The sequence below is a fragment of the Paenibacillus sp. HGH0039 genome (assembly GCF_000411255.1).
Taxonomy (GTDB): Bacteria; Bacillota; Bacilli; order Paenibacillales; family NBRC-103111; genus Paenibacillus_F.
In genome coordinates this window covers 868,604-893,684 of sequence record NZ_KE150412.1, presented here as the reverse complement: position 1 = coordinate 893,684, position 25,081 = coordinate 868,604, and the positions used below count along the sequence as shown (strand labels likewise).

General features: G+C 52.3%; 25 protein-coding genes. 24 read left to right on the top strand and 1 reads right to left on the bottom strand.

The features are described from left to right. The first annotated feature begins 125 nt into the window (after window positions 1-125). The 7 genes from rplS to HMPREF1207_RS03710 all read left to right on the top strand — a co-directional run bounded on the left by rplS (window position 126) and on the right by HMPREF1207_RS03710 (window position 5,777). Entirely contained in the window at window positions 126-467 is a 342-nt protein-coding gene (rplS, locus tag HMPREF1207_RS03740; protein WP_009673374.1) for a 50S ribosomal protein L19, read from the top strand. 82 nt (window positions 468-549) lie between these two features. Next, a complete protein-coding gene (lepB, locus tag HMPREF1207_RS03735) occupies window positions 550-1,185 on the top strand; it encodes a signal peptidase I (protein WP_009673361.1) in 636 nt (211 codons plus the stop codon). Between the two features lie 36 nt (window positions 1,186-1,221). Further along, the gene (gene ylqF / locus HMPREF1207_RS03730) at window positions 1,222-2,094 is read left to right on the top strand and encodes a ribosome biogenesis GTPase YlqF (protein ID WP_009673373.1); all 873 of its coding nucleotides are present in this window, start codon (window positions 1,222-1,224) and stop codon (window positions 2,092-2,094) included. A gap of 112 nt (window positions 2,095-2,206) precedes the next feature. Further along, a complete protein-coding gene (locus tag HMPREF1207_RS03725; RefSeq protein ID WP_082211295.1) occupies window positions 2,207-2,863 on the top strand; it encodes a ribonuclease HII in 657 nt (218 codons plus the stop codon). Between the two features lie 55 nt (window positions 2,864-2,918). Next, complete coding sequence (locus HMPREF1207_RS03720; RefSeq protein WP_016423455.1) at window positions 2,919-5,030, top strand: hypothetical protein; 2,112 nt, start codon at window positions 2,919-2,921, stop codon at window positions 5,028-5,030. After that, window positions 5,027-5,401 (top strand): EscU/YscU/HrcU family type III secretion system export apparatus switch protein, encoded by a 375-nt coding sequence (locus HMPREF1207_RS03715; protein ID WP_009674482.1) that lies wholly within the window; start codon window positions 5,027-5,029, stop codon window positions 5,399-5,401. The genes HMPREF1207_RS03720 and HMPREF1207_RS03715 overlap by 4 nt, the downstream gene beginning before the upstream one ends. 1 nt (window position 5,402) lies before the next feature. Then, window positions 5,403-5,777, top strand: a complete 375-nt coding sequence (locus HMPREF1207_RS03710) for a YraN family protein (RefSeq protein ID WP_009674473.1) — start codon at window positions 5,403-5,405, stop codon at window positions 5,775-5,777. Window positions 5,778-6,102: 325 nt separating this feature from the next. On the opposite strand, the gene HMPREF1207_RS03705 is transcribed toward HMPREF1207_RS03710, so the two are convergent. Further along, window positions 6,103-7,698 (bottom strand): YifB family Mg chelatase-like AAA ATPase, encoded by a 1,596-nt coding sequence (locus HMPREF1207_RS03705; RefSeq protein ID WP_009674467.1) that lies wholly within the window; start codon window positions 7,696-7,698, stop codon window positions 6,103-6,105. A gap of 164 nt (window positions 7,699-7,862) precedes the next feature. Between HMPREF1207_RS03705 and HMPREF1207_RS03700 the strand changes: the two genes are divergently transcribed. The 17 genes from HMPREF1207_RS03700 to fliJ all read left to right on the top strand — a co-directional run bounded on the left by HMPREF1207_RS03700 (window position 7,863) and on the right by fliJ (window position 25,079). Further along, complete coding sequence (locus tag HMPREF1207_RS03700; protein WP_009674469.1) at window positions 7,863-8,123, top strand: hypothetical protein; 261 nt, start codon at window positions 7,863-7,865, stop codon at window positions 8,121-8,123. 311 nt (window positions 8,124-8,434) lie between these two features. Next, window positions 8,435-9,595, top strand: a complete 1,161-nt coding sequence (gene sucC / locus HMPREF1207_RS03695; RefSeq protein WP_009674470.1) for an ADP-forming succinate--CoA ligase subunit beta — start codon at window positions 8,435-8,437, stop codon at window positions 9,593-9,595. 62 nt (window positions 9,596-9,657) lie between these two features. After that, window positions 9,658-10,590, top strand: coding sequence for a succinate--CoA ligase subunit alpha (gene sucD, locus HMPREF1207_RS03690; RefSeq protein WP_009674484.1), 933 nt, complete (start codon window positions 9,658-9,660; stop codon window positions 10,588-10,590). A 122-nt stretch (window positions 10,591-10,712) separates the two neighbouring features. Continuing rightward, window positions 10,713-11,825 carry a DNA-processing protein DprA gene (gene dprA, locus HMPREF1207_RS03685; RefSeq protein WP_009674475.1) on the top strand — a complete coding sequence of 371 codons (1,113 nt, stop codon included), beginning with the start codon at window positions 10,713-10,715 and terminating at the stop codon, window positions 11,823-11,825. Between the two features lie 70 nt (window positions 11,826-11,895). Continuing rightward, window positions 11,896-13,992: a type I DNA topoisomerase gene (topA, locus tag HMPREF1207_RS03680; protein WP_009674480.1), complete on the top strand. Its 2,097-nt coding sequence runs from the start codon at window positions 11,896-11,898 to the stop codon at window positions 13,990-13,992. Between the two features lie 35 nt (window positions 13,993-14,027). Beyond that, a complete protein-coding gene (gene trmFO / locus HMPREF1207_RS03675) occupies window positions 14,028-15,356 on the top strand; it encodes an FADH(2)-oxidizing methylenetetrahydrofolate--tRNA-(uracil(54)-C(5))-methyltransferase TrmFO (protein ID WP_009674472.1) in 1,329 nt (442 codons plus the stop codon). Window positions 15,357-15,515: 159 nt separating this feature from the next. Continuing rightward, window positions 15,516-16,067: an ATP-dependent protease subunit HslV gene (gene hslV / locus HMPREF1207_RS03670; RefSeq protein WP_009674471.1), complete on the top strand. Its 552-nt coding sequence runs from the start codon at window positions 15,516-15,518 to the stop codon at window positions 16,065-16,067. Between the two features lie 76 nt (window positions 16,068-16,143). Then, on the top strand, window positions 16,144-17,544 hold the full coding sequence (gene hslU, locus HMPREF1207_RS03665; RefSeq protein ID WP_009674474.1) for an ATP-dependent protease ATPase subunit HslU: 1,401 nt from the start codon (window positions 16,144-16,146) through the stop codon (window positions 17,542-17,544). A gap of 64 nt (window positions 17,545-17,608) precedes the next feature. Further along, the gene (gene codY, locus HMPREF1207_RS03660; RefSeq protein WP_009674483.1) at window positions 17,609-18,394 is read left to right on the top strand and encodes a GTP-sensing pleiotropic transcriptional regulator CodY; all 786 of its coding nucleotides are present in this window, start codon (window positions 17,609-17,611) and stop codon (window positions 18,392-18,394) included. A 220-nt stretch (window positions 18,395-18,614) separates the two neighbouring features. After that, window positions 18,615-19,028, top strand: a complete 414-nt coding sequence (gene flgB / locus HMPREF1207_RS03655; protein WP_016423454.1) for a flagellar basal body rod protein FlgB — start codon at window positions 18,615-18,617, stop codon at window positions 19,026-19,028. A gap of 3 nt (window positions 19,029-19,031) precedes the next feature. Beyond that, window positions 19,032-19,481 (top strand): flagellar basal body rod protein FlgC, encoded by a 450-nt coding sequence (gene flgC, locus HMPREF1207_RS03650; protein ID WP_009674481.1) that lies wholly within the window; start codon window positions 19,032-19,034, stop codon window positions 19,479-19,481. A 25-nt stretch (window positions 19,482-19,506) separates the two neighbouring features. Further along, the gene (gene fliE, locus HMPREF1207_RS03645; RefSeq protein ID WP_009674468.1) at window positions 19,507-19,818 is read left to right on the top strand and encodes a flagellar hook-basal body complex protein FliE; all 312 of its coding nucleotides are present in this window, start codon (window positions 19,507-19,509) and stop codon (window positions 19,816-19,818) included. A gap of 49 nt (window positions 19,819-19,867) precedes the next feature. Further along, window positions 19,868-21,445, top strand: a complete 1,578-nt coding sequence (gene fliF, locus HMPREF1207_RS03640) for a flagellar basal-body MS-ring/collar protein FliF (RefSeq protein ID WP_009674479.1) — start codon at window positions 19,868-19,870, stop codon at window positions 21,443-21,445. Between the two features lie 12 nt (window positions 21,446-21,457). Further along, window positions 21,458-22,477, top strand: coding sequence for a flagellar motor switch protein FliG (fliG, locus tag HMPREF1207_RS03635; RefSeq protein ID WP_016423453.1), 1,020 nt, complete (start codon window positions 21,458-21,460; stop codon window positions 22,475-22,477). Continuing rightward, window positions 22,470-23,303 carry a FliH/SctL family protein gene (locus tag HMPREF1207_RS03630; protein ID WP_009676780.1) on the top strand — a complete coding sequence of 278 codons (834 nt, stop codon included), beginning with the start codon at window positions 22,470-22,472 and terminating at the stop codon, window positions 23,301-23,303. The genes fliG and HMPREF1207_RS03630 overlap by 8 nt, the downstream gene beginning before the upstream one ends. Next, window positions 23,300-24,625 (top strand): flagellar protein export ATPase FliI, encoded by a 1,326-nt coding sequence (gene fliI, locus HMPREF1207_RS03625; protein ID WP_009676765.1) that lies wholly within the window; start codon window positions 23,300-23,302, stop codon window positions 24,623-24,625. Before HMPREF1207_RS03630 ends, fliI begins: the two co-directional genes overlap by 4 nt. A 7-nt stretch (window positions 24,626-24,632) precedes the next feature. Beyond that, window positions 24,633-25,079, top strand: a complete 447-nt coding sequence (gene fliJ, locus HMPREF1207_RS03620; protein WP_009676776.1) for a flagellar export protein FliJ — start codon at window positions 24,633-24,635, stop codon at window positions 25,077-25,079. Window positions 25,080-25,081: the final 2 nt, after the last annotated feature.

The window sequence follows — 25,081 nt, the reverse complement described above, 5'->3', positions numbered from 1 at the left end:
TGAACGTATGATAGAATATCCAATGTTGTGTTGTTCGAATCGGGTGGTCCTCTACGCATACAAACATGGTTTGACAGCTAAGAGATGGCGGAATGAACACCTATTGTGGAAGGAGGGAATCTTAAATGAATCTCATTCAGGAAATTACGAAAGAACAATTGCGTTCTGATATCCCGAGCTTTCGTCCCGGCGATACTTTGAAAGTATTTGTAAAAGTAATCGAGGGATCCCGCGAACGCGTTCAGCTGTTCGAAGGTGTCGTGATCAAGCGTCGCGGCGGCGGAATCAGCGAAACGTTTACAGTTCGTAAAATTTCTTACGGCGTTGGCGTGGAAAGAACACTTCCGCTTCATTCTCCGAAGATTGAAAAGATTGAAGTAGCTCGTCGTGGTAAAGTTCGTCGTGCGAAACTTTACTACCTGCGCGGTCTTCGCGGTAAAGCGGCTAGAATTAAAGAAATTCGATAATAAAGACCGAGGGGGCTTGTTTTCAAGTCCCCTTTTAGTTTCTTAAAAGCTCATGTTCATTTGATCAGGAAATGGGGTTTGGATGATGGAGAGAAGAGAGCAGGAAGTTTCGGCCGAAACCGAAAATGCGGCAGCTCCGGCGAAAAATCCCGTAAAAAAGGAAGCGTGGGAATGGATCAAAGCCCTGCTGATCGCTGCCGTTCTTGTATTTTTGATTCGTTGGCTGCTGTTTGCCCCCTTCATCGTCGAAGGTCCCTCCATGGAACCGAACTTTCATACGGGTGAACGGTTAATCGTAAATAAGATCAAGTATAAATTCAGTGAACCGAAACGGGGCGAAGTCATCGTACTTCATGCGCCGGAAGGCATTGATTATATCAAGCGGGTCGTGGCTACGCCAGGAGAAACGATCAAGGTGGACGGCGACAAGGTATACATCAACGATAAGGTCATTGAAGAGCCTTACATAAAAGAAGCCATAGATAATGCGGTAAAAGAAGGGCATGCTTATAACAGGCGCAATTTCCCCGAAGCGGGCAGCGAGGGCACAACGGAGATTAAAGTGCCGGACAAGTCCGTATTCGTTATGGGAGATAACCGCTCTAACAGTAAAGACAGCCGTTTCGCAGAACTCGGGTTTGTTTCATACGATAAAATAGTCGGCCGTGCGGATCTGGTGTTCTGGCCCCTAAATAAAGCAGGTTTCGTGCACTTCTGATGAAGAAGTGCTCGTTTTGTATGCAGAGGTGATAGGATGACGATTCAATGGTTTCCCGGCCATATGACCCGGGCAAGAAGACAAATCGAAGATAAATTGAAGCTCATCGACGTGGCTATTGAGCTGCTCGACGCGCGGATTCCGATGTCCAGCCGCAATCCCATGGTCGATGATATTCTGAAGGGAAAGCCGCGCCTCGTTCTTTTGAATAAGGCGGATTTGGCGGACCCCGCGATTACGGCGGAATGGGTGAAGTATTTTACGGACCAAGGCTTGAAAGCTTTGCCGATTGATGCTTCTTCCGGTACGGGAGTGAAAGAGATTTTGCCGAGATGCAAAGAACTCATGAGCGCCAAAATCGAAACCCAGCTTCGTAAAGGCATCAACCCTCGGGCCATACGGGGACTCATTGTGGGAATTCCGAACGTGGGGAAATCCACTTTGATTAACCAGTTGGCAGGGCGGAAAATTGCGAATACCGGTGATAAGCCGGGCGTCACGAAAGGCCAGCAATGGATTAAATTCGGAACGGATATGGACCTTCTCGATACACCGGGAATTTTGTGGCCGAAATTCGATGACCAGAACGTGGGCATGAAGCTGGCGGCAACGGGTGCGATTAAGGAAGAAATTCTGCATCTTGACGATATCGCCTTTCATACGATCCGTTACATGACCGAGTACTACGGTGAACGTCTTAAGGAGCGCTACGGAATCGAGGAGCTTCCCGCGGACAGCGAGAATCCTAACGAAGTCATCGAGGTGATGGAGACCATCGGCCGAAAGCGCGGAGCTATAATCAGCGGCGGACGCGTCGATCTCGACAAGACCTCCCTGCTGTTTTTGCGCGAACTTCGTTCCGGCAAGTTAGGGCGGGTTTCGCTGGAAGTGCCGGAAGAGTATCTGTAAGGTGCCGGCTGTCTTTTACAGCCATGTGATAGGACAAAGCAGCTAAACGTGCACAGTCTTCTTCGAAAACGAAGAGGATTGGTCGCACGTTTTTTGTTGTTTACAGGGGACAATGTGTCGTTTCTTCCGGTATAATGGAGAACGGGAGGAGATTGCAGCCATGCTTCAGGAAGAAACAGGATTATGGGAGAAAGGCTACTCCCGCATAGCGGGTGTGGATGAAGTCGGACGCGGCTGTTTATTCGGAGATGTCGTTGCGGCCGCCGTCATTATGCCCCAGGGCTTAATTCTGGAAGGCGTGGACGATTCCAAAAAGCTTTCCGAGAAAAAACGCGAAGAATTGTATGATGTGATCATGAAAGAAGCGATTGCCGTGGGCATCGGTACGATAGATGTAAAAACGATTGAAGAAATCAACATTAAACAGGCTTCCAGGCTGGCCATGAAACTAGCGGTGGAGCAGCTTAACCCCGCACCCGATTTTTTACTCGTCGACGCGGAAAAAGTGGATCTGAACACCCGGCAGATGGCGATCATTCACGGGGATGCGACGAGCCAGTCGATTGCGGCTGCCTCGATTATCGCCAAGGTTACCCGGGACCGGATGTGCCGGGAATGGGATAAGCTTCATCCGGAATACGGCATTGCCAAGCACAAGGGATACGCGACCCGGCAGCATAGGGAAATGCTGATCGAATACGGGCCGACGCCTCTGCACCGCAAGCTTTTTATCCGTAATGTCCTGGTTATGCAGCAGGAGTTATTTTAATCGAGGTTCCGGCCGATATATACATAAAGAACGCGAAAACGAAAGGCGGGTCGGCGTGAACATTAGCGGATTGATTCGTGGTTTGGCCGGCGGCATGCAGGCGGCGGAGCCCAAAACATTGGAGTTGAAGCCCGGACAAGTTGTCAAGGGTGTGGTTTTGCAGGTTTACGATAATCAGGAAGCCCAAATGTCCATCGACGGCGTACAAGTGAGGGCCAAGCTGGAGACTCCCCTGGCGCCCGGGCAGACCGCGTGGCTGCAGGTGCAGCCGGAAAGCACGGGTGGACAGGTCGTTCTTAAACCGGCAGCGGGGCCGGCTGTGCCGGCGACACAAGAAGAGATCGGACAAATGCTGAAGCAGACGGGGTTAAAAGATACGGCGGTGAACCGCGAGCTTGTCCAGATGATGAAGCAGCAGGGTATCCCGCTGACGAAGGAAGCGGCAGCGCCGCTCCAAGACATTATGAGCAGGATTCCGGCTTCCGTGAAGCCCGAGCAGTGGGTGCAGGCTGTGGGCGTGGCCGTAAGCAAGGGCCTGCCCTTGACAGCGGACACGGTAGGAGCCATTCACCAAGCTTTATTCGGCAAGCCGTTCGGAGAAACGCTGCAAAATCTGGCTCAGACATTAAGCGGGCTGCTGCAAAACGGCGGCCTGGCCGAAGGAACAAACGGCAGCGGAGAAAAATTGCTCCGGCAATTAGCCGATGTTCTGCGGACGATGCAGGATACAACAGCGGAGGTGGGGGGGAAGCCGGCTTCGAACGGAACAGCGTCCTCTTTGGAAAACGGAACCGGCAAGCCGGGACTTGCGGCGGGAACGCCTACGGCAAATTCCGGAGGCGGTACGGGAACCGCCGGGCAGGCGGATACACGCCAGCCGGGAGGAATTCGCCCCGATGGAAGCGGGGGTACTGCGCAGGCCGCCGGTCAAGGCCGCCAGGTGCTGCCGGGGACATCGGGCTTGCCGCAGACTGCGGCAGGAGTGCCCGCTGATGGAAGCGTACGGCTGACGCCGTCTGCCGGGGGTATGCAGGCTGGCGCTGCCGCAGAGCTGCCGCAAGGAGCGGACCGGCCTGCTGCGGGTGCATCCGCGCCAGGTACGCAGGCGCAGGCTGCCGGCGGCACGCCCGCCGGGCAGACAGCGGCGCAAGCGGGCGGTGGCGCTCCAGCCGCAGCTCCGGGCACGCCTGCCGGCGGTCCGGCAGGGCTGGCGCCTGCCCCGGGACGCCCTGCAGCAGGCGGGGAGCCGCCTGCACAGGCGTCGCCCGGCACGGCTGCCGCCGGCGTCGCGCGGCCTGACGGCGCGGCAGCCCAGCCGCAGCCCGGGCTGCCGGCAAGCGCGCCGCGTGCGGCGGCTGATTCCTATGCGGCGCAGCCAGCCGCCAGTCCGGACGGCGCCGCCGAGGCGGACGCCGCACGTGCGGCCGCTGCGGGCGATCAGCGCCCGGCGGCCGGCAGCGGCTGGGTGCGCGAGCTGCTGCGGGCGGTGGGCGTCGACCACGAAAGCCGCCTCCTGAGGCAGCCGGGCAACCCCGCGCACGCAGGCGGGGCACATTTGGCCGCGGCCGGCGAAGGGCAGGCTGCGGCGCTCAAGGCGGACAGCGCCGAGACGCTCAAGAGCCTGCTGCTCCAGCTGACGGCGGCCGACGATCTCCCGGCTCCGATCCGGGAGTCGGCACAGCAGGCTCTGCAGCAGATCACCGGGCAGCAGCTGCTGCTTTCGCCGGACCGCAGCGGGGTGTTTACGCATGTGACGCTGTTTGTCCCGCTTCTCAGCGCGGACGGGCAGCCCACGGCAGCCGTTCACATCCAATCCCGCAAGGGCAAACGCGGAGAACTGGATGCGGAGAACTGCCGTCTTTTGTTCGACCTACAAATGAAATCGATGGGCCACACACTGGTGGACGTCGGTGTAATGAATAGAATGGTCAGTCTTCAAGTGTTTAATGACGAGCCGATAATCGGCGAGCTGCTGAACGGCTCCAAAGAAGAGATTGCAGCGGCCTTGGATAAACTGGGTTATCAGTTTCTCTCTATGAAAACAGCGGAATATCCGAAGGCGTCGGGAAGTTTCACGGGCGGGGATTCCGGCTCTTCCCTAAGCGCGGTTATGATGGATACCATCGTGCCGGGAGAAGCCTACCGGGGAGTGGATCTGCGCATATGAATTTTTCTGCCAAGCGAGGCCAGACTCCGTCAAACTCAGGTCCCTCCAAGGAAACGGCTGAAGGAGAAGGTGCGGGAACCCATGCGATCCGCAAAGCGGTTGCCCTGAAATATGCGCCCGGAGAGCAGAAAGCGCCAACGGTCATTGCGAAAGGGAAAGGCAAAGTCGCCGAGGCGATTGTCGAGAAGGCAAGGGAGAGCGGAGTTCCCGTACAGGAAGACGCTTCACTTGTGGAAGTACTCTCGAAGCTGGAGCTCGATCAAGAAATACCGGGGGAGCTCTATCAGCTTGTCGCCGAGGTGCTCAGTTACATTTACCGGTCGGACAACCGGATGAAGGAAATGAGAGACAGTCAGCGGAAGGGGCTGTAACATGGCGTTTTCGCCTTTATCCCGAAAAGATCTGGGGCGGTACGGCGAGCAGAGGGCGGAAGAGTATTTAGCCGCTCAAGGTTACGGTATTGCAGCCCGCAATTGGCGCTGCCGCTCGGGTGAGATCGATCTTATAGCCGAAGCGGACGATCAGCTGGTTTTTGTCGAAGTGCGTACGCGCAGGCTTACGGGACGGTTCGGTACGGCGAAAGAATCCGTGGACGCCCGGAAACAGCTGAAAGTGCGTCAGATCGCACAAATATACCTGTATGCCGCCAAGCAGAGCGAACGCAAGGTGAGATTTGATGTGATCACGGTCGAGCTGACACCTGAAGGAGAGTTTAACCGTCTGGAGCACCTGACGGGAGCGTTTTGAATGAACGGTTTGAAAGTTCATAAGTTCGGTTAGAAACTGCAGGCCGGACATACAGGATGATCGTGAAAAAGGGCGCCCGTCGCTTGAACGGGCGCCTTTTCTTGTTTTCGTACCGTTTGAAATTCCCGTGGGTTAGATGAAACGCCGCATGACGGTGATCAATCACAAGTTGTTTTGCATGCGGGTAAGGGATTGCAGCGAATTTTTGTCGCGTATTGGAGCTTCGTTTTTGCGGTATTTTTGCGCGATTTTGAAATGACGGCTGTATCGCGTTAGAGTCTCTAAAGAGCCCCTCCCGTTCCGGGACGATTTCTCGCTTGCACCGCTAGAGGGAATAAGATTTGTCCAGATTTCTATATTGGATCGCTTCGGCGATGTGTCCGTAAGTAATCCCGTCGCTTGTTTCCAGATCCGCGATCGTCCGCGCGATTTTCAAAATCCGGTCATGTGCCCGCGCGCTTAAGCGGAGCCGGTCGAATGTCTGCCGGAGAAGGTCTTCGGCTTCGGGCGGCAGTACGCAGTATTTACGAAGCCATTTGCCGCCGAGCTCTGCGTTAAAACGCATAAAACTGCCTTCATAACGAAGCTGCTGCCTTCGGTGAGCGGCAAATACCTGCCGGCGCATGTCTTCAGAGGAAAGCGAAGGGCGCTTGTCAGTCATGGCGGTATAATCCAGCCGGGGAACTTCTACATGCAAATCAATCCGATCAAGGAGAGGTCCTGAAATGCGGGCTCTGTACTGTCTGATTTTAAGCGGAGAACAGATGCAGCTTTGTTCGGCGGTCTCGGTTCCATAAAATCCGCACTGGCAGGGGTTCATGGATGCGGCAAGCAGGAACCCGGACGGAAAGGTGAAGGAGGCGCGTGCCCGCCCTATGGTTACCTTGCGGTCTTCCAACGGCTGGCGCAGCACTTCCAGCACGCTCCGCGAAAACTCGGGAAGCTCATCCAGAAAAAGGACGCCTTGGTGAGCCAGGCTTACCTCGCCGGGCTTCGGTACGGAGCCGCCGCCAATGAGACCGGCCGCCGAAACGGTGTGATGAGGCGAGCGGTAGGGCCTTTGCCGCATAAACCGGCTGATCGTGCCCAATTTTCCCGACACGCTGTAAATTTTCGTCACCTCGAGCGCTTCTTCGTCGGACAGAGGCGGAAGTATACCGGGAATCCGGCGGGCCAGCATCGTTTTGCCCGTGCCGGGGGGACCGATAAATAAAAGATTGTGCATACCGGCCGCAGCAATCATGATGGCTCTCTTGGCGTGATGCTGTCCGATTACATCGGCATAATCATCGGAGGCCGCCACGGGGGCATGCATCTCGGCAGGGACACCGGGCCGGGCGGGAAGAGTTTCGCAGGGGAAGGATACTGAAGCGGAACCGGTTTCCGATAGGGATGCCCCGTCTGCTGTCACGCCGCGATTGCAGGGGTCCCCCAGCTCGCTCAGACTGCTTATCCCCTGGACTTCAGTTCCTGAAATCAGGCGGGCTTCGTCCACATTGGCCAAGGGCAGCAGAACGCGCCGGATTCCTCTCCGGCGGGCGGCATCGACCATGGACAGCACCCCCGGTACGGGGCGGAGGCCGCCGTCAAGCGCCAGTTCTCCGACGAGCAGACAACGGTCTATGCCGGGCAGCTGAATCTGGCCGCTGGTCAGCAGAATGCCGGCCGCAATGGCCAGGTCGAAGGAGGCGCCTTCTTTTCTCAGGTCGGCCGGGGCCAGATTGACCGTAATACGTTCAAGAGGAAACTGAAACCCGCAGTTTTTGATGGCGGAGCGTACACGGTCGATCGATTCTCTGACGGCGGTGTCGGGAAGTCCGACCACGTTGATTTGGGGGAGCCCGTTTGCGATATCGATTTCCACCTCGATGCAGATTCCGTCGATTCCGTGCAGGCATGCCCCGGTTACTTTACCATACATGTAAAAACACCTTCTCCCTTCACAGTGGACAGGTCAAAGGTGCTTCCTTATGATCCGTTTCGTTGTAATTCATGGTTATTTGGTTAGTATACCAAAAATACCCAGACATGAAAATGTTCTTTTAGCTGCGAATAATTGGTCATACTAACTCCGAGGTGATTGATATGCAGGATAAACCGTATTTCTGCCCGAACTGCCGCTCCAACCGGGTCAAGTTCAGTCTGATGACCAGCTATTCGCAGCCTTTTGTGAAAGACGCCCTCACGGGAGTCGTCACGGAATCCAGTGAAGCTAACGCGATTGCCGAGAGCGAGCCGACGATACAGTGCCAGGTATGCAGCTTTGTCGGTAACGAGATGCGATTCGTCAAGCAGGCGGAGCGGGAGCCCCGCACTGTGACCCAGGTCAACCCGACTTACGTATAGGCAGTTGTGCATTCAAGCGCTTCCGGAACCGGACGGGGATGGAAGTGCTTTTTTCATGAAGAGGGTGGAAGAAGAGTTAACGATTTCCTGAGCAATTAGAAAAAACGATTTCTTTTTTAAAAAGAGAGGAAACTGTCGACAAAAAGTGATACAATTATCGATGGCAAATGTTTGTCCGGACCCAAAAAGAGCCGGGCAGGATTTCCCCTGTCAAACGGCGAATACCCTACGTTGATTATGCGGATAGATTCGAAGCTTGAATGAGGTTTCGTGCATACAGGGAGAAACAATACGTTTAGGAGGATTTGCAAATGAATATCCATGAGTATCAAGGCAAAGAAGTCCTGAAGCAGTACGGCGTTGTCGTACCCCAGGGCAAAGTGGCGTTTTCCGTGGATGAAGCGGTCGAAGCAGCTAAAGAGCTGGGCACTCAGGTCGTAGTTGTCAAAGCGCAAATTCATGCAGGCGGCCGCGGTAAAGCGGGCGGCGTGAAAGTAGCTAAAAATCTGGACGAAGTCCGGACTTATGCGGAGCAAATCCTGGGCAAGGTGCTGGTCACTCACCAAACCGGTCCTGAAGGCAAGGAAGTTAAACGCCTGCTCATCGAGCAAGGCTGCGATATCAAGAAAGAGTACTACATAGGCGTAGTTGTCGACCGTGGAACGGGCCGTGTTACGATGATGGCTTCCGAAGAAGGCGGTATGGACATCGAGGAAGTGGCGGCTAACACTCCGGAGAAGATTTTCAAAGAAATCGTCGATCCGGCAATCGGCCTGCAAGCTTTCCAAGCTCGCAAACTGGCTTATGCCATCAAAATTCCTCAAGAGCTCGTGAATAAAGCGGTTAAGTTCATGCTTGCCCTTTACACCGCGTTCGTTGAAAAAGATTGCTCCATTGCCGAAATCAATCCGCTCGTCGTAACCGGCGACGGTAACGTAATGGCGCTTGACGCGAAACTTAACTTCGATTCCAACGCACTGTTCCGTCATAAAGACATTCTGGATCTGCGCGACCTCGAAGAAGAAGACGAGAAGGAAATCGAAGCTTCCAAATATGACCTCAGCTACATCGCCCTGGACGGCAATATCGGTTGTATGGTTAACGGTGCAGGACTTGCCATGGCTACGATGGATATCATCAAGCACTACGGCGGAGACCCGGCTAACTTCCTTGACGTAGGGGGCGGTGCTACGAAAGAGAAAGTTACCGAAGCGTTCAAAATCATTCTTTCTGACTCGAAAGTAAAAGGCATTTTCGTCAATATTTTCGGTGGAATCATGAGATGTGACATTATTGCCGAAGGCGTTGTCGCCGCAGCCAAGGAATTGGGTCTGGACCGTCCGCTTGTCGTTCGTCTGGAAGGCACCAACGTGGATCTCGGCAAGAAAATCCTGAATGAATCCGGACTGAACATCGTTTCCGCGGATTCGATGGCTGACGGCGCACAGAAAATCGTTGCGCTCGTTAAGTAATTCCGGTCATTGAGTACAAGCTTTCTTTTCTTCAAAAAATTCAGGGGATGTGAATAATTACCATGTCTATTTTGATTGATAAAAACACAAAAGTCATTACCCAAAACATGACGGGTAAGACCGGTATGTTCCATACACTCGGCGGTCTTGAATATGGTACGCAAATGGTAGCGGGCGCGGTTCCGGGAAAAGGCGGCACGCAAGTCGATTTCACGCTTGAAAACGGCTCTACCGTTACTCTTCCGGTTTATAACACCGTACAAGAAGCGAAGGACGCAACAGGTGCCACGGCATCCGTTATTTACGTTCCTCCGGCTTTCGCGGCCGATTCCATCATGGAAGCCGTTGACGCGGATCTTGATCTTGTCATCTGTATCACCGAAGGTATCCCGGTTCTCGACATGGTGAAAGTTGCCCGTTATATGGAAGGCAAACGCACCCGTCTGATCGGGCCGAACTGTCCGGGCGTTATTACGCCGGGCGAATGCAAAATCGGCATTATGCCGGGCTACATTCATACTCCGGGCCACGTGGGCGTAGTATCCCGCTCCGGTACCTTGACGTATGAAGCGGTTCACCAGCTTACAACCCGCGGCATCGGCCAGTCTTCCGCAGTAGGTATCGGCGGAGACCCGGTTAAAGGCTCCGAGTTTATCGACATTCTTCGACTGTTCAACGAAGATCCGGACACCTATGCAGTCATCATGATCGGTGAAATCGGCGGTTCCGCTGAAGAAGAAGCGGCCGAGTGGATTAAAGCGAACATGACGAAGCCGGTTGTCGGCTTCATCGGCGGTAAAACAGCGCCTCCGGGAAAACGTATGGGCCACGCAGGCGCCATCATTTCCGGCGGTAAAGGTACGGCGGCTGAGAAAGTGGCGACACTCGAAGCTTGCGGTATCCGCGTAGCGGCGACTCCTTCCGAAATGGGCTCCACTCTTGTGAGCGTCCTGGAAGAAAAAGGCCTGCTGGAAAAATGCATCACTAAAAAATAATAGAGCCGCCGGTTTCGGCGCTTTTATGGATGGTAAGCAACCTTCCAGTTCCCGTTGGGAATTGGAAGGTTTTTTTGTTTAGCTCTGTAAAATTTGTGAATGACAAGGGAGTGTTTTATACTATGGAGAATCGCTCTGTACTTATCGGGCTTCACGGCATAACCGGAGTGGGATGGAAGACCATTGATCTGCTGGTCCGCTCATGTTCCGATTTGAAGGATTTGCTGCTCTGGTCAGCCGGCGAATACGCCAGGCTTGGCCTTCCGGCAGCCAGAATCCAGCGGTTAATAGATGAATTGACTCCATTTAAAATTGAAGCTTCATTAGAAAAGTACGAGTCGCTCGGCATCGGCATTCTGACCCGCTTCGATCCCGGCTACCCGCGGCTGCTCGAAGAAACCGCTCAGCCTCCGTGGGTCCTCTACTGCAGGGGCCGGCAGGAGGTTCTGCAAAGACCGGCCCTCGCGGTCGTCGGCACGCGGACACCGACCGCCTACGGGCGGAAAGCCGCGCGGGAACTCAGCCTGGCTTTGTCGGCCGCGGGCTTTGTTGTCGTAAGCGGTTTGGCGCGGGGCATTGATGCGGAGGCTCACCACGGGGCCAAAGACGGAGCGGGCGGAACGGTTGCCGTGCTCGGTGTGCCGCCGGACCGGATTTATCCGCCGGAGCATACGAGGCTGCACGAAGAAATCATCGCCTGCGGAGGTATCGTCGTGTCCGAGTACCCGCTCGGTACAGTTCCGCACCCGGGATTATTTCCGATGCGCAATCGGGTGATTGCCGGCGTCAGTCTGGGTGTGATCGTGGTGGAGGCGGCCGAGAGAAGCGGCTCCTTGATTACAGCGGATCTCGCCCTGGAGGAATCAAGGGATGTGTTTGCCGTCCCGGGTCCCATCCATTCTCCCAAGAGCAGAGGAGCGCTATCGCTTATCAAGCAGGGGGCCAAAATGGTGACGGACCCCCGGGACGTTTACGAAGAATATATGCATTTGATGTCCTCCCTGAGTGGACAATTGGGAGTCTCGGCTCAGCAGGCTTCCATGCCGTCACTGGAACGACAGCTGACAGAAGACGAGGCGATTCTTTATCGATTGCTGTCGAGCGTGCCTGTCCCCATTGACGTCCTCCTGGAGCAGACTCAATTTACGTTTGGACATTTGCATTCAGTTCTGATATCCTTGCTATTGAAAAAGGTGATAGCGGAGCTTCCAGGCTCTTCTTACGTTTCTATATGAAATTTCTATTAAAAACGATGATGATATACATGCAGCAGCAGATGACACTGAGGGGAGGAGCATTCGACCGATGGCAGACTCATTAGTGATTGTAGAATCACCGGCTAAGGCCAAAACGATCGGTAAATATTTGGGAAGTAAATATATTGTAAAAGCGTCGATGGGTCACATTCGGGACCTGCCGAAAAGCCAGATCGGTGTGGAGGTTGAACGCGACTTCGAACCGAAATACATTACGATCCGCGGTAAAGGCTCCGTTTTGAAAGAATTGAAGGATGCCAGCAAAAAAGTGAAAAAAGTTTATCTCGCAGCTGACCCGGATCGCGAAGGAGAGGCTATCGCCTGGCATCTGGCGCACTATCTGGAGTTAAACGATACCGATAACTGCCGCGTCGTATTCAATGAGATTACGAAGCAGGCGGTTAAAGACGCATTCAAAACACCGCGGCCGATTAACATCGATCTGGTGAACGCGCAGCAAGCCCGGCGTATACTTGACAGGCTTGTGGGATACAAGATCAGTCCTCTTCTATGGAAGAAAGTCAAAAAGGGCTTATCCGCCGGACGCGTCCAATCCGTAGCCGTCAAACTCATTATGGACCGGGAAAACGAAATCAAGGCTTTCGTTCCCGAAGAGTACTGGACCATTACCGCCATGCTCGAGGCAGGCAAAGCCCACTTCGAAGCGAAATTTTACGGCATGGACGGCGCCAAGAAAGAGCTTGGTTCCGAGGAAGAAGTTCAAGCGGTCCTGAAAGCGATTGAAGGAGCCCCTTTTATCGTGAAGGAAGTGAAGGAAAAAGAACGGCTTCGCAATCCATCGCCGCCATTCATTACAAGTTCGCTTCAACAGGAAGCGGCCCGGAAACTCAATTTCCGTGCGGCCAAAACCATGTCCGTAGCGCAGCAGTTATATGAAGGGATCGACTTGGGCAAGGAGGGTACGGTCGGTTTAATTACTTATATGCGTACCGATTCCACGCGGATTTCTCCGGTAGCCCAGGAAGAAGCCAAGGAATACATCTTGGGTAAATACGGGGAAAGCTTTTACCCGGAAACCCCACGCGTCTATACGAAGAAGGGCTCCAACACTCAGGATGCGCACGAAGGGATTCGTCCTTCTTCCGTAACGAGGGATCCGGATTCCGTTAAGGAATTTTTGTCACGGGATCAGTTCCGCTTATACAAGCTGGTGTGGGAACGTTTCGTTGCGAGCCAGATGTCGTCCGCCGTACTGGACACGATGACCATCGACTTGAACGTCGGAAACACGGTTTTCCGGGCGGTCGGCTCCAAACTCAAGTTTCCAGGATTCATGAAAGTATACGTGGAAGGCAACGATGACGGTACGACGGAAGAAGACAAACTGCTTCCTCCGCTTAAATCCGGTGATCAGGTCGTTTCCGATGAAATCCAACCGAAACAGCACTTCACCCAACCGCCTCCGCGATATACGGAAGCCCGCCTCGTACGCGCTCTCGAGGAACTGGGCATCGGCAGGCCGAGTACATACGCCCCGACGCTTGAAACGATCCAGAAGCGGGGATATGTAGCCATTGAGGAAAAGAAGTTCGTGCCCACCGAGCTGGGAGAACTGGTTATTCAACTGATGAGCGAGTTTTTCCCCGAGATTCTCGATGTGGAATTTACCGCACAGATGGAAGAAGAGCTTGACCACGTAGGCGAAGGCAAAGAAAACTGGGTCAAAGTTCTCGACGAATTTTATAGTTCTTTCGAAAAACGGCTGGAGTTCGCCGAGGAAGAAATGAAGGAAATCGAAATCCAGGACGAAGTTTCGGATGAGATTTGTGAGAAGTGCGGTAAACATCTGGTTTATAAAATGGGACGCTTCGGCAAGTTTCTTGCCTGCTCCGGTTTTCCGGACTGTCGCAACACCAAACCGATCGTCAAGGATATCGGCGTCACATGCCCGAAATGCAAAGAAGGTAAAGTCGTGGAACGCCGCAGCAAAAAGGGCCGTATTTTTTACGGCTGCGACCATTATCCCGAATGTGACTTCGTGTCTTGGGACAAACCGGTTGCCCAGCCTTGCCCGAACTGCGGCTCGATGATGATCGAGAAGCGGACGAAAACATCCGTCAATCACCAGTGTGTAGAGTGCGGATTTAAAGAAGAAGTAAAAGATGAAGCAAACGACGAAGGCTGATCGGATTGCTAACGATTGAACTAGAGGTGTGAACATTGACAGCAGGACAAAAAGTAACCGTAATCGGTGCCGGACTGGCAGGAAGTGAAGCGGCTTTTCAAATCGCCAGCCAGGGAGTGCCCGTTGAATTGTACGAAATGCGTCCGGTTCGGAAGACACCGGCGCACATTACCGATAAATTCGCCGAGCTTGTGTGCAGCAACTCGCTGCGTGCGAACGGTCTGACGAACGCGGTAGGCGTTCTGAAGCAGGAGATGAGGGAGCTGAACTCACTCATCCTCTCCAGTGCCGACAAGCATGCAGTACCCGCTGGAGGCGCTCTGGCGGTCGATCGTGACGGCTTCTCCGGGGAGATCACGGATACCCTCCGCAATCATCCTCTCATTGAAGTGCGCACCGAGGAACTTAAGGAAATTCCGGACGGCATTACCGTTGTGGCTTCCGGGCCGCTTACCTCCCCGGACTTGTCTGCAAGCCTGCAGGCGCTCATGGGCGAAGAATATTTGTATTTCTATGATGCGGCCGCGCCGATCATCGAGAAAGACTCCATCGATATGAGCAAAGTGTATCTGGCTTCCCGGTACGACAAGGGAGAAGCCGCTTATCTGAATTGCCCGATGACGGAGGCGGAGTTCGATGCTTTCTACGAAGCACTGATCACGGCCGAAACGGCACCTGTGAAGGAGTTTGAGAAAGAGATCTATTTCGAAGGCTGCATGCCGATCGAAGTGATGGCCAAACGCGGCAAACAAACCGCTCTGTACGGCCCGATGAAGCCGGTAGGTCTTATCAACCCGCATACGGGTGAGCTTCCTTACGCGGTCGTTCAACTTCGTCAGGATAACGCGGCCGGCACGCTGTACAATCTTGTCGGGTTCCAAACGCATCTGAAATGGGGCGAACAAAAGCGGGTTCTGCAAATGATCCCGGGTCTGGAAAACGCCGAGTTCGTGCGTTACGGGGTTATGCACCGCAACACCTTTATCAACTCCCCCCGTCTGCTGAAACCGACTTATCAGTTCAAAAACCGGGATAATTTGTTCTTTGCCGGACAGATGACTGGAGTAGAAGGTTATGTCGAATCGGCCGCATCCGGCCTGATCGCCGGTATCAACGCCGGAAGATTGGCACAGGGGCTGGATTGCCTGCAGTTCCCGCTGGAAACCGCACTTGGCAGCATGGCGCAGTATATTACGACTGCGGACACCAAACATTTTCAGCCGATGAATGCTAACTTCGGTCTTTTCCCGCCGCTGGGCGAAAAAATCCGCAATAAAAAAATGAAGTACGAAAAGCTTGCGGAACGGGCAATTGAGACTATTCAGAATTTTTCGCAAAATACAGTCCAGTCAACTTGTAAGTGAAAGTGCGGCTGTGTTACGATTAAGTTGTTTTGAACGACGCTGTACACAACCACTTTAAATCAAACTCCGGAAGCAGCATCAAAACAACCTTTTGCTGCTGCTTCTTATTTTCCGTTCTCTCGCAGCAAACAGCTTCGGAAAAGAATCGAGAGGTGAACTATGGATCCGACAAATGCGACTTTTCATGCCACCACGATATTCGCCATCCGTAAAGACGGCCGCGGGGCGATAGCCGGAGACGGCCAAGTGACTTTCGGCAACAGCATGATTATGAAGAATACAGCGAAGAAAGTGCGGCGTCTGTACCGGGGAAAAGTGATTTCCGGGTTTGCGGGGTCTGTCGCGGATGCGATTACCTTGTTTGAGAAGTTCGAAGGCAAGCTGGAGGAACATCACGGAAATCTTCAGCGGGCGGCCGTAGAACTGGCGAAGGAATGGAGATCCGACCGCGTTCTGCGCAAACTGGAGGCTATGATGATCGTGATGGACGAACACGGGCTTCTGCTTATTTCGGGCAACGGGGAAATTATCGAGCCGGATGACGGCATCGTTGCAATCGGTTCGGGAGGCAGCTTTGCCCTGGCGGCAGGTCGCGCCCTCTCCCGTTACGCAACCGACATGAGCGCAGCCGACATTGCGAAAGCATCGCTTGAAATGGCCGCGGATATTTGCGTGTTTACGAATCACAATATTATTGTAGAAGAAATATAACGCCGACCGACGAGCAATAGGCAGGTAAGGCTTGCAACCAAGTCTTATCGGGCACTATATGAAGGAGGGGTTCCTTTTGAGCACAAGCTCCCTTACACCTAGACAAATCGTGCAAGAGCTGGACCGGTATATTGTCGGTCAGAAGCAGGCCAAGAAGTCCGTAGCCGTAGCCCTGCGTAACCGTTTTCGCCGCAGCAGACTGGAAGAATCCATGCGTGACGAGATTGTGCCCAAAAATATCCTGATGATCGGGCCGACAGGAGTGGGCAAGACGGAGATAGCAAGACGACTCGCTAAACTGGTCGGAGCCCCCTTTGTGAAGCTGGAAGCTACAAAATTTACCGAGGTCGGTTATGTGGGCAGGGATGTGGAGTCCATGGTCCGGGATCTCGTTGAAACGTCGATACGTATGGTTAAGAGCGAACGTACCGAAAGTGTGAAGGAACGGGCGGAAGAGCTTGCCAACGAGCGTCTGGTGTCCATTCTGGCGCCAAGCGCGAGCCGTCCCAAATTTCAGCGCAATCCGCTGGAGATGATTTTCGGCAATCAGCAGGGCAACCAGGAACCGGATGAGGAGGATAAGGATCCTCAGCTGGCAACGAAGCGCGCGCAGATCAAAGAACAGCTTAAGCGCGGTGAACTCGAAAATTACATCGTTGAAGTCGATGTGGAAGATAATTCTCCCTCCATGCTGGATATGCTGGCTGGCCAGGGGCAGGATCAAGCCGGCATGAACATGCAGGAAATGTTCGGCAGCCTCCTGCCGAAACGCACGAAGAAGCGGAAACTTCCCGTTAAAGAAGCGAGAAAAGTGCTTACCCAGGACGAAGCGCAGAAACTGATCGATATGGATGAGGTTATTCAGGAATCCATCCGGCGTGCCGAACAAAGCGGAATCATTTTTCTGGATGAGATCGATAAAATCGCGGGCAACGGCCGTGGAAGCGGCGGACCGGATGTTTCTCGCGAAGGCGTCCAGCGCGATATTCTCCCGATCGTGGAAGGCTCCACGGTCGTAACGAAGTATGGGCCTGTCAAAACGGATTATATTCTGTTTATTGCGGCCGGGGCTTTTCATGTTTCCAAGCCTTCCGATCTGATACCGGAGCTTCAGGGTCGTTTTCCGATTCGGGTAGAACTCAGCAATTTAACGCTTGAAGATTTTGTTTCCATTCTTAAGGAACCTAAAAACGCGTTAACCAAGCAGTACACGGCTTTGCTGGAAACCGAAGGAATCCGGATTGATTTCAGCCAGTCCGCGATCGAAGAGATTGCGCGCATTGCCGTTGAAGTCAATCAGAGCACGGAAAACATCGGTGCGCGGCGGCTGCATACCATTTTGGAGAAGCTGCTGGAAGATTTATCGTTCGAAGCTCCGGAATTAAATCTGGAGGAAATGGTAATCACGCCTGAATACGTCCGCGAGAAGCTGGGCGATATCGTTCAGAACCGGGATTTGAGCCAATATATTTTGTAAACCGGAAGGCGTTGCCCGCCTTCGGTTTTCTATTCTTGGGTATAAGATTGTAGGAGGCAAGCCAATGACCTTGTTGAACAAAACGAGAAGGCTTAACCGTCTGCTCCAGAAGGAGGCGGTGAGTGCTGTCAGTTTTATGGATATGGCCGAGGTTTTGCGGGACACCATTCACTCCAATGTGTATGTGGTCAGCAGACGAGGCAAATTGTTAGGATACGCGACGACGAATGAACTGCCGACTTCGGCAATCAATCGAATCGTGGCGGATGAGAAAAGATTCTCGCCGGAATTCAATCATTTTCTTCTAAAAGTGGATGAAACCACTTCGAATTCGGATGCGCTTGAAATGTTTCCGACTTTTGTGGAAGAAATGAAGAACTTAAGAGAATATACCTACTTCACCATTGTGCCGATTTTGGGTGGCGGCGATAGACTTGGGACTTTAGTCCTATGCAGAACACACTCTGCCTTCACAGATGATGATTATATCTTGGCAGAGTATGGGTCGACAGTCGTGGCAATGGAAATCCTTCATATGCGGGCGGAAGAGGTTGAGCAGGAGGCAAGAAGCAAGGCAGTGGTTCAGGTCGCCATCGGTTCTTTGTCGTTCAGCGAGCTGGAGGCAGTGGAGCATATTTTCGAAGAATTAGAAGGAAAAGAAGGACTTCTCGTTGCAAGCAAGATTGCAGATCGTGTCGGAATCACTCGATCCGTGATCGTAAATGCTCTCCGTAAACTGGAAAGCGCGGGTGTCATTGAGACGCGTTCTCTTGGTATGAAAGGAACGTACATTCGTATATTGAATGATCAATTGATGCAGGCGATTGACCAAGTTAAGTCTAAAATGTAACAAAAATTTCATACTTATGTATGAACCAAACGAAGGCCCATCTTCCTAAAGATAGGGCTTTTTTCTCATTGTCTATTTCCAGACTTTTCTTCATGATAATTTTAGCAACATTATTCTACATAATGTACACACTTCGAATAATCCTTGTGTCGAAGTTAGGAGGAATGTGAAGTTTCATTATGGAATTTAGTTTCATAAAGACATAAAAGGTGGGGTAACCATGTTCTTGCTAAACCAAGCCGGATTTCAGTGGATGGAGAAATCACTGGATGCATCAGCCCTTCGGCAGCGGGTGATTTCCAACAATGTGGCCAACGCCGACACTCCTCATTTTAAAAGGTCAGACGTTCTGTTCGAGGAATTACTCCAAGAGAAGATGACCGGAAACCAGCCGGTATTGGAAGGCAGACGCACAAATTCGAGACACCTGCAGATTCCATCTAATACCAACTTACCCGGCCAAGCGGTTGTTGAATCAGATCCGAACAGTTTGATGAACAACAATTTAAACAACGTCGACATGGATTACGAGATGTCATTGATGGCCAAAAATCAGCTTAAATACAACACGATGGTACAAGAGATGAATAACGAGTTCCGTAAACTGAAGATTGCGATGGATGGGAGAAGATAGTGGATGAGAATTACGAATAGCTTTGACATCAGCGCATCGGCATTAACGACGCAGCGTTTAAGAATGGATGTCATCTCTTCGAATATCGCGAATGCGGATACGACCCGGGCGTCATTTGTGAACGGGCAGTGGACACCCTACCAGCGTAAAATCGTTTCGGTCGAACCGAAAAACCAGCCCACGTTCGCTCAAATGCTCAACTCGGCAATGACGGATGGGACGGGGCAGGGGGTTCGGGTATCCGGTATTTCCGGAGATACGACGCCGTTCAAGCAGGTTTACAATCCTTCGCACCCGGATGCCAATCAGCAGGGGTACGTCATGATGCCGAACGTCGATGTCGCCAAGGAAATGGTGGATATGATTTCCGCCACAAGGTCTTATGAAGCAAACGTAACGGCTCTTAACGCAAGTAAAGGCATGATTAGCAAAGCGCTTGAAATCGGCAGATGATAAAAGATAAAAAAGGAGAATGAGTGTGGTAAACCCGACTTATCTAAATGCATTTTCTCCGGTGCAGACAATAAAGCAGCCGGTGGGGAGCGAGCCTGCAAGTGCCTCCCAATTTACAAAGCAGTTTTCCTCATTTCTCAGCGAGGCCATGAACGGGTTGAATTCGGATCAGCATACGGTAGACGGACTCAACCAGCAGTTCGCCAAAGGAGAATTATCGGACGTCCATCAATTGATGATTGCTTCCGAAAAAGCATCGCTCGGTTTAGAGTTCACCGTCCAGGTGCGCAATAAAGTCGTGGAAGCTTATCAGGAAGTCATGCGGATGCAGCTCTAACGGCGGCTGAACCATGATCGACATTGATTGAATCGGATGGGGTGACATTGTGAACGAAAGATTGCTCCAATATTGGGAGAAAGCCAAACAGTATTGGAATCAATATAGCAAAACGACCAAGCTTACTTTTGTAGCTGCATTGTTCGTTCTCCTATTGACTATTGGAATCATCAGCTACAATCTCGCGAAAACCGAGTATTCACTGGCGTATACGAATCTCCAGCCGGCAGATGCCGCTGCGATTAAAGGGTACCTGGACACGGCGAAAATCCCTTATAACCTTAGTTCCGACGGGAAAAGCATTGAAGTGCCGAAGAACGAAGTCGCCAATGTCAAGCTGGGCATTGAATCACAAGGCTTGAACAAAGGAAGTTCGATCGGTTACGACGCGTTCGCTTCGGACAGTGCCTTCGGAATGACGGACAACGAGTTTAAAGTGAAATATTTAAGCGCGGTGCAGGGAGAGCTTCAACAGCTTATCAACTCCAACGAAGCGGTGGATAAATCGAAGGTTCTGATCTCGATGCCGGATGAGACGGTATTTCTCGCCAATCAGAAGCAAGAAGCCACGGCGTCGGTTGTACTGAACGTGAAGCAGGGCTACTCGCTGGATCAGGGGCAAGTAGATACGATTTATAACCTCGTTTCACACAGCGTCAAAAATTTGCCGCTGCAGAACATAACGATTTCCGACCAGTACGGACAGTTCCTGGCTTACTCGAAGGAAACGAACGGCGGTCAAAGCACTTCAGGTCTGGTTCAGAACCAATTCGACATCAGACGCAAGTTTGAAACAAGTGTACAGGGAAATATTACAAATCTTCTCAACAAAATGCTCGGTCCCGACAAAGTGGTTGTCAGTGTTTTCTCGACGATGAACTTCGACCAGAAGAAAACGACGGAAAATCTGGTTACGCCGCCTAATGTGGAAGACAAGAAGGGACTTGAAATTTCTACCCAGGAATCCTCCAAAACTTCTACGAGTACGGGAGGAAATACGGGGGGAGTGGCCGGAACCGGTCAGACGGACGTGCCTGGTTATCCGGGAGGAGCCGCATCCGGTAATGCCAACTCCGAAGAAAGCAGCAAAACGGTCAATTACGAAATTAACCGCATCACGAACGACATTATCCAGACGCCTTATGTCGTCAAAGATATCAGCATCAATATCGGATTTGATTCAACCGGGAAAGACCAGGCCGCGGTAGCGGAATTGAAAGGTCTCATCGAAGGGCAAATGGCGAACATTGTTCGTGCGTCGCTTGCCGACAACAAGGTGGAATACACGCCGGCTCAAATTCAGGACAAAGTGAAAGTAGTTCCTCAAACATTCGTAACACCATCCGGAATTGCGGGTACGAATTGGCAGCAATATCTTCTGTACGGCGGAATCGGTTTGGCTGCTCTGCTGCTTGGTGCGCTCGGGATGTACGCCATCAGAAGAAAGAAAAAAGCTGGAGAAGAAGAGGATGAGCTTGACCTTCCACCGGCAAAAGTGGAATATCCTACGATCGATATCGAGAATGTCTCCAACGAAAATCAAGTACGCAAGCAATTAGAGACGCTAGCCAAGAAAAAGCCGGACGAATTTGTCAATTTGCTTAGAACCTGGCTGGTGGATGAATAGAGGTGTGGGTGTTTGGCAAGAGGAGCAATACATCAGGGGTTAACGGGAAGGCAAAAAGCGGCGATTCTGCTTATCAGCCTCGGACCGGAAGTTTCTGCTCAAATTTTCAAGCATTTGCGCGAAGATGAAATTGAGCAGCTTACCCTCGAAATCGCAAATGTACGCAAGGTAGACGCATTAGAGAAAGAATCGATTTTATCGGAGTTCCACCAAATTTGCCGGGCTCAAGAATACATCTCCCAAGGCGGTATCGCCTATGCGAAAGAAATTCTTGAAAAAGCGCTCGGTTCCAACAAAGCCGTCGATATTATTAACCGGCTGACGGCTAATCTGCAGGTAAGGCCGTTCGATTTTGCCCGAAAAGCGGATCCTGCACAGATTTTAAACTTTATCCAAAACGAGAATTCGCAAACCATTGCACTCGTCTTGTCTTATCTGCAGGCGGAACAAGCCTCGATCATATTGTCCTCCCTGCCGCAGGAGAAGCAGGCGGATGTTGCGAAACGGATCGCTCTAATGGACAGCACGTCACCGGAAGTGATCTCTCAAGTGGAGAGAGTGCTCGAACAGAAACTCTCGGCCACCGTTACACAGGATTACACATCGGCCGGCGGTATTTCTTCGATCGTTCAAATCTTGAACGGAGTAGACAGAGGTACGGAACGCACCATTCTGGATTCGCTCGAAATTCAAGATCCCGAACTCGCCGAAGAAATCAAGAAGCGGATGTTCGTTTTCGAAGATATCGTCAATGTGGACAACCGTTCCATTCAGCGCATTGTCCGCGATATCGAGAATGCCGACCTTCAGCTTGCGCTCAAAGTGGCGAGCGAGGAAGTCCGCGAAGCTATTTTCCGCAACATGTCCAAACGGATGGCGGAGACGTTCAAAGAAGAAATGGAATTTATGGGCCCGGTTCGGCTGCGCGATGTCGAAGAAGCGCAAACCCGGATCGTATCAACAATTCGCCGCCTAGAAGAATCAGGAGAAATCATCATCGCACGCGGTGGAGGAGACGATATTATTGTCTAACGTCCTAAAGCCTTTCCATTATGCTCCTGCGGATGAGACAAACGCTTACCGGGTACCGGTCAAACCGATTTATACGCCTCAGGCTGAGCTTCCGGAAGATGAACCGCGGTTCACTCCAGAAGAAGAAGCGCAGCTGAGCGAAGCGGAAAGCTTAAAACGGCATATTCTCGAGGATGCTGAATCCTTCGCGCAAACCCATATGCAGCAGGCGATCCAGGAAGTATCCGAACTGAAAGAACAGACGGAAGCCGAAATCGAAGCTTGGTGGATGCAGCGGCGCGAAGAAGATGAGCAGCATCAGGAGCAGGCCCGGACAACCGGTTACGAAACGGGTTATCAAGAAGGCTTGAATCAAGCCCGGCAAGATGTCAGCCAGCAGTACGATGAGATGTTATCGGAAGCGCGGCAGGTACTGCAGCAGGCTTACCAGGTAAAACAGCAGGTCATTCAGGAAGCGGAACCTTTTCTCATCGAATTAAGCTGCTCCATTGCGGAGAAAATCATTTCCAAGCAGCTGACCGTATCGCCCGAATGGATGATCGAAACGATTCGCAGCGTGCTGGTTCGTCGAAAAGAGAGCGGAACGATCACGCTCTGCGTAGCACCCCGCTACTTCGCTTACATTCAGGATGCCCGCGAAGAACTGCTGTCGGCAATCGACTCGCAGGCCGAGCTGGAAATTATCCCGGATGCGAGTGTTCAGGACGAAGGCTGTGTAGTCCGTTCCACGTTCGGAAGCATTGATGCCCGCATCGATACGCAGCTTCACGAGATCAAGCTGGCCTTGCAGCGAATTGCCCTTCACGGTGAAGGTGATGAATCATGAGTCAAGGAAGCCCGAATGCAGGCAAATATGTAGACTTTCTCAGGCAACTGGATCCTGTCCGGGTAAACGGCAAAGTGACGCAAGTGATCGGTTTGACCGTTGAATCGGAAGGTCCGGATGTAAGTATCGGCGAGTTATGCCACATCTATCCTCATAAATCCAATCAACCGCTGATGGCGGAAGTTGTCGGATTCAGAGGCAATAAGGTCATTCTGATGCCGCTTGGCGAACTTGAAGCGATCGGCCCCGGCTGCGATGTGGTCGGAACTGGAAAGCCGCTGACGGTGCAGGTCGGTCACGAACTGCTGGGTAAAGTATTAAACGGTCTCGGCCAGCCTTTGGACGGTTCGTTCTTACCCTCAAGAATGGCCCATGTTTCTACGAACAATGTCCCCAGCAATCCTTTGTCGAGACCGCGGGTTCAAGAGCCGCTCGGCGTCGGTGTCCGGGCAATCGACGGGCTGCTTACCGTAGGCAAGGGACAACGGGTCGGTATTTTCGCCGGTTCCGGGGTGGGCAAAAGCACTCTGCTCGGCATGATCGCGAGAAACACGTCGGCGGACGTCAACGTGATCGCGCTTATCGGAGAACGGGGCCGTGAGGTTCTCGAATTCGTCGAGAAAGATCTCGGGCCGGAGGGCCTGGCGCGTTCTGTCGTCATTGTCGCTACGTCGGACCAGCCGGCGATGGTCCGGATCAAAGGAGCTTTTATCGCAACGAGCATTGCCGAATATTTCCGGGATCGCGGGATGAACGTCATGCTCATGATGGACTCCGTAACCCGCTTTGCGATGGCTCAGCGTGAGGTCGGTCTGGCGGTCGGAGAGCCTCCGGCGACGAGAGGGTATACGCCTTCGGTTTTCGCCCTTCTGCCCAAGCTGCTTGAACGGTCCGGAACCGGGTTGAAAGGCTCGATTACTGCTTTCTACACGGTACTGGTGGACGGTGACGATATGAATGAGCCTATCGCGGATGCGGTTCGTGGTATTCTTGACGGTCATATCGTCTTGGACCGGAATATCGCCAACAAAGGCCAGTATCCCGCCATTAACGTTCTTGCCAGCGTAAGCCGGGTGATGAAAGAAATCGTTACCCAGGAGCAGCTCGACGCTGCGTCTCATCTCAAACGAATGCTTTCTGTTTATAAGGATTCGGAAGATTTGATAAATTTGGGGGCGTACCAGAGAGGATCAAATCAAGAAATTGATATTTCACTTCAGTATATGGATGAGATCCTTGATTTTGTTAAACAAAAAACCAATGAAAAAGTGACGTTGGAAGAAGCCCAACAGCGCTTGATCGATCATTTTTCGTTAGGATGAGGCTAATATGAAATTCCAGTATGCGTTTCAGCAGATCGTAAATTTGAAAAATAATGAGCGTTCGCAGGCGGAGTGGAATCTTTCTACTGCCATCGGCAACCTGAATCACGAAGAAAGCTCTCTCCAGGAGCTGATTCGTCTCAAAAACGAAGCCCAGGAGAAAATGCTGGAAACTTCCATGCGGCCGGTTTCCATGTTGGAGATTCGTCAGCTGCAGTCTTATGTGGATCACATCGAGCATCTGATTGCGCGCAAACGTCACGACGTCTCCAAAGCCCAGCGCCATGTGAATCACAACAGGGACCTCCTGAACGACAAAATGGTCGATGAGAAAGTCTGGACGAAAGCGCGGGATAAAGCGTTGGAGCAGTTTACCGGTTTTGTTCTGAAAAAGGAACAAGAGGCGCTGGACGAAATTGCATCCAATCGGCATATCCGGTTGTCCTATCAGTAAAC

Coding starts and splice junctions, on each gene's coding strand:
- hslV (WP_009674471.1), top strand. CDS start 15,516: ATGGATCCGACAAATGCGACTTTTCATGCCACCACGATATTCGCCATC.
- lepB (WP_009673361.1), top strand. CDS start 550: ATGATGGAGAGAAGAGAGCAGGAAGTTTCGGCCGAAACCGAAAATGCG.
- sucC (WP_009674470.1), top strand. CDS start 8,435: ATGAATATCCATGAGTATCAAGGCAAAGAAGTCCTGAAGCAGTACGGC.
- flgC (WP_009674481.1), top strand. CDS start 19,032: ATGAGAATTACGAATAGCTTTGACATCAGCGCATCGGCATTAACGACG.
- HMPREF1207_RS03715 (WP_009674482.1), top strand. CDS start 5,027: ATGAATTTTTCTGCCAAGCGAGGCCAGACTCCGTCAAACTCAGGTCCC.
- HMPREF1207_RS03725 (WP_082211295.1), top strand. CDS start 2,207: ATGTGTCGTTTCTTCCGGTATAATGGAGAACGGGAGGAGATTGCAGCC.
- flgB (WP_016423454.1), top strand. CDS start 18,615: ATGTTCTTGCTAAACCAAGCCGGATTTCAGTGGATGGAGAAATCACTG.
- HMPREF1207_RS03710 (WP_009674473.1), top strand. CDS start 5,403: ATGGCGTTTTCGCCTTTATCCCGAAAAGATCTGGGGCGGTACGGCGAG.
- topA (WP_009674480.1), top strand. CDS start 11,896: ATGGCAGACTCATTAGTGATTGTAGAATCACCGGCTAAGGCCAAAACG.
- HMPREF1207_RS03700 (WP_009674469.1), top strand. CDS start 7,863: ATGCAGGATAAACCGTATTTCTGCCCGAACTGCCGCTCCAACCGGGTC.
- dprA (WP_009674475.1), top strand. CDS start 10,713: ATGGAGAATCGCTCTGTACTTATCGGGCTTCACGGCATAACCGGAGTG.
- HMPREF1207_RS03705 (WP_009674467.1), bottom strand. CDS start 7,698: ATGTATGGTAAAGTAACCGGGGCATGCCTGCACGGAATCGACGGAATC.
- sucD (WP_009674484.1), top strand. CDS start 9,658: ATGTCTATTTTGATTGATAAAAACACAAAAGTCATTACCCAAAACATG.
- rplS (WP_009673374.1), top strand. CDS start 126: ATGAATCTCATTCAGGAAATTACGAAAGAACAATTGCGTTCTGATATC.
- codY (WP_009674483.1), top strand. CDS start 17,609: ATGACCTTGTTGAACAAAACGAGAAGGCTTAACCGTCTGCTCCAGAAG.
- ylqF (WP_009673373.1), top strand. CDS start 1,222: ATGACGATTCAATGGTTTCCCGGCCATATGACCCGGGCAAGAAGACAA.
- fliI (WP_009676765.1), top strand. CDS start 23,300: ATGAGTCAAGGAAGCCCGAATGCAGGCAAATATGTAGACTTTCTCAGG.
- fliJ (WP_009676776.1), top strand. CDS start 24,633: ATGAAATTCCAGTATGCGTTTCAGCAGATCGTAAATTTGAAAAATAAT.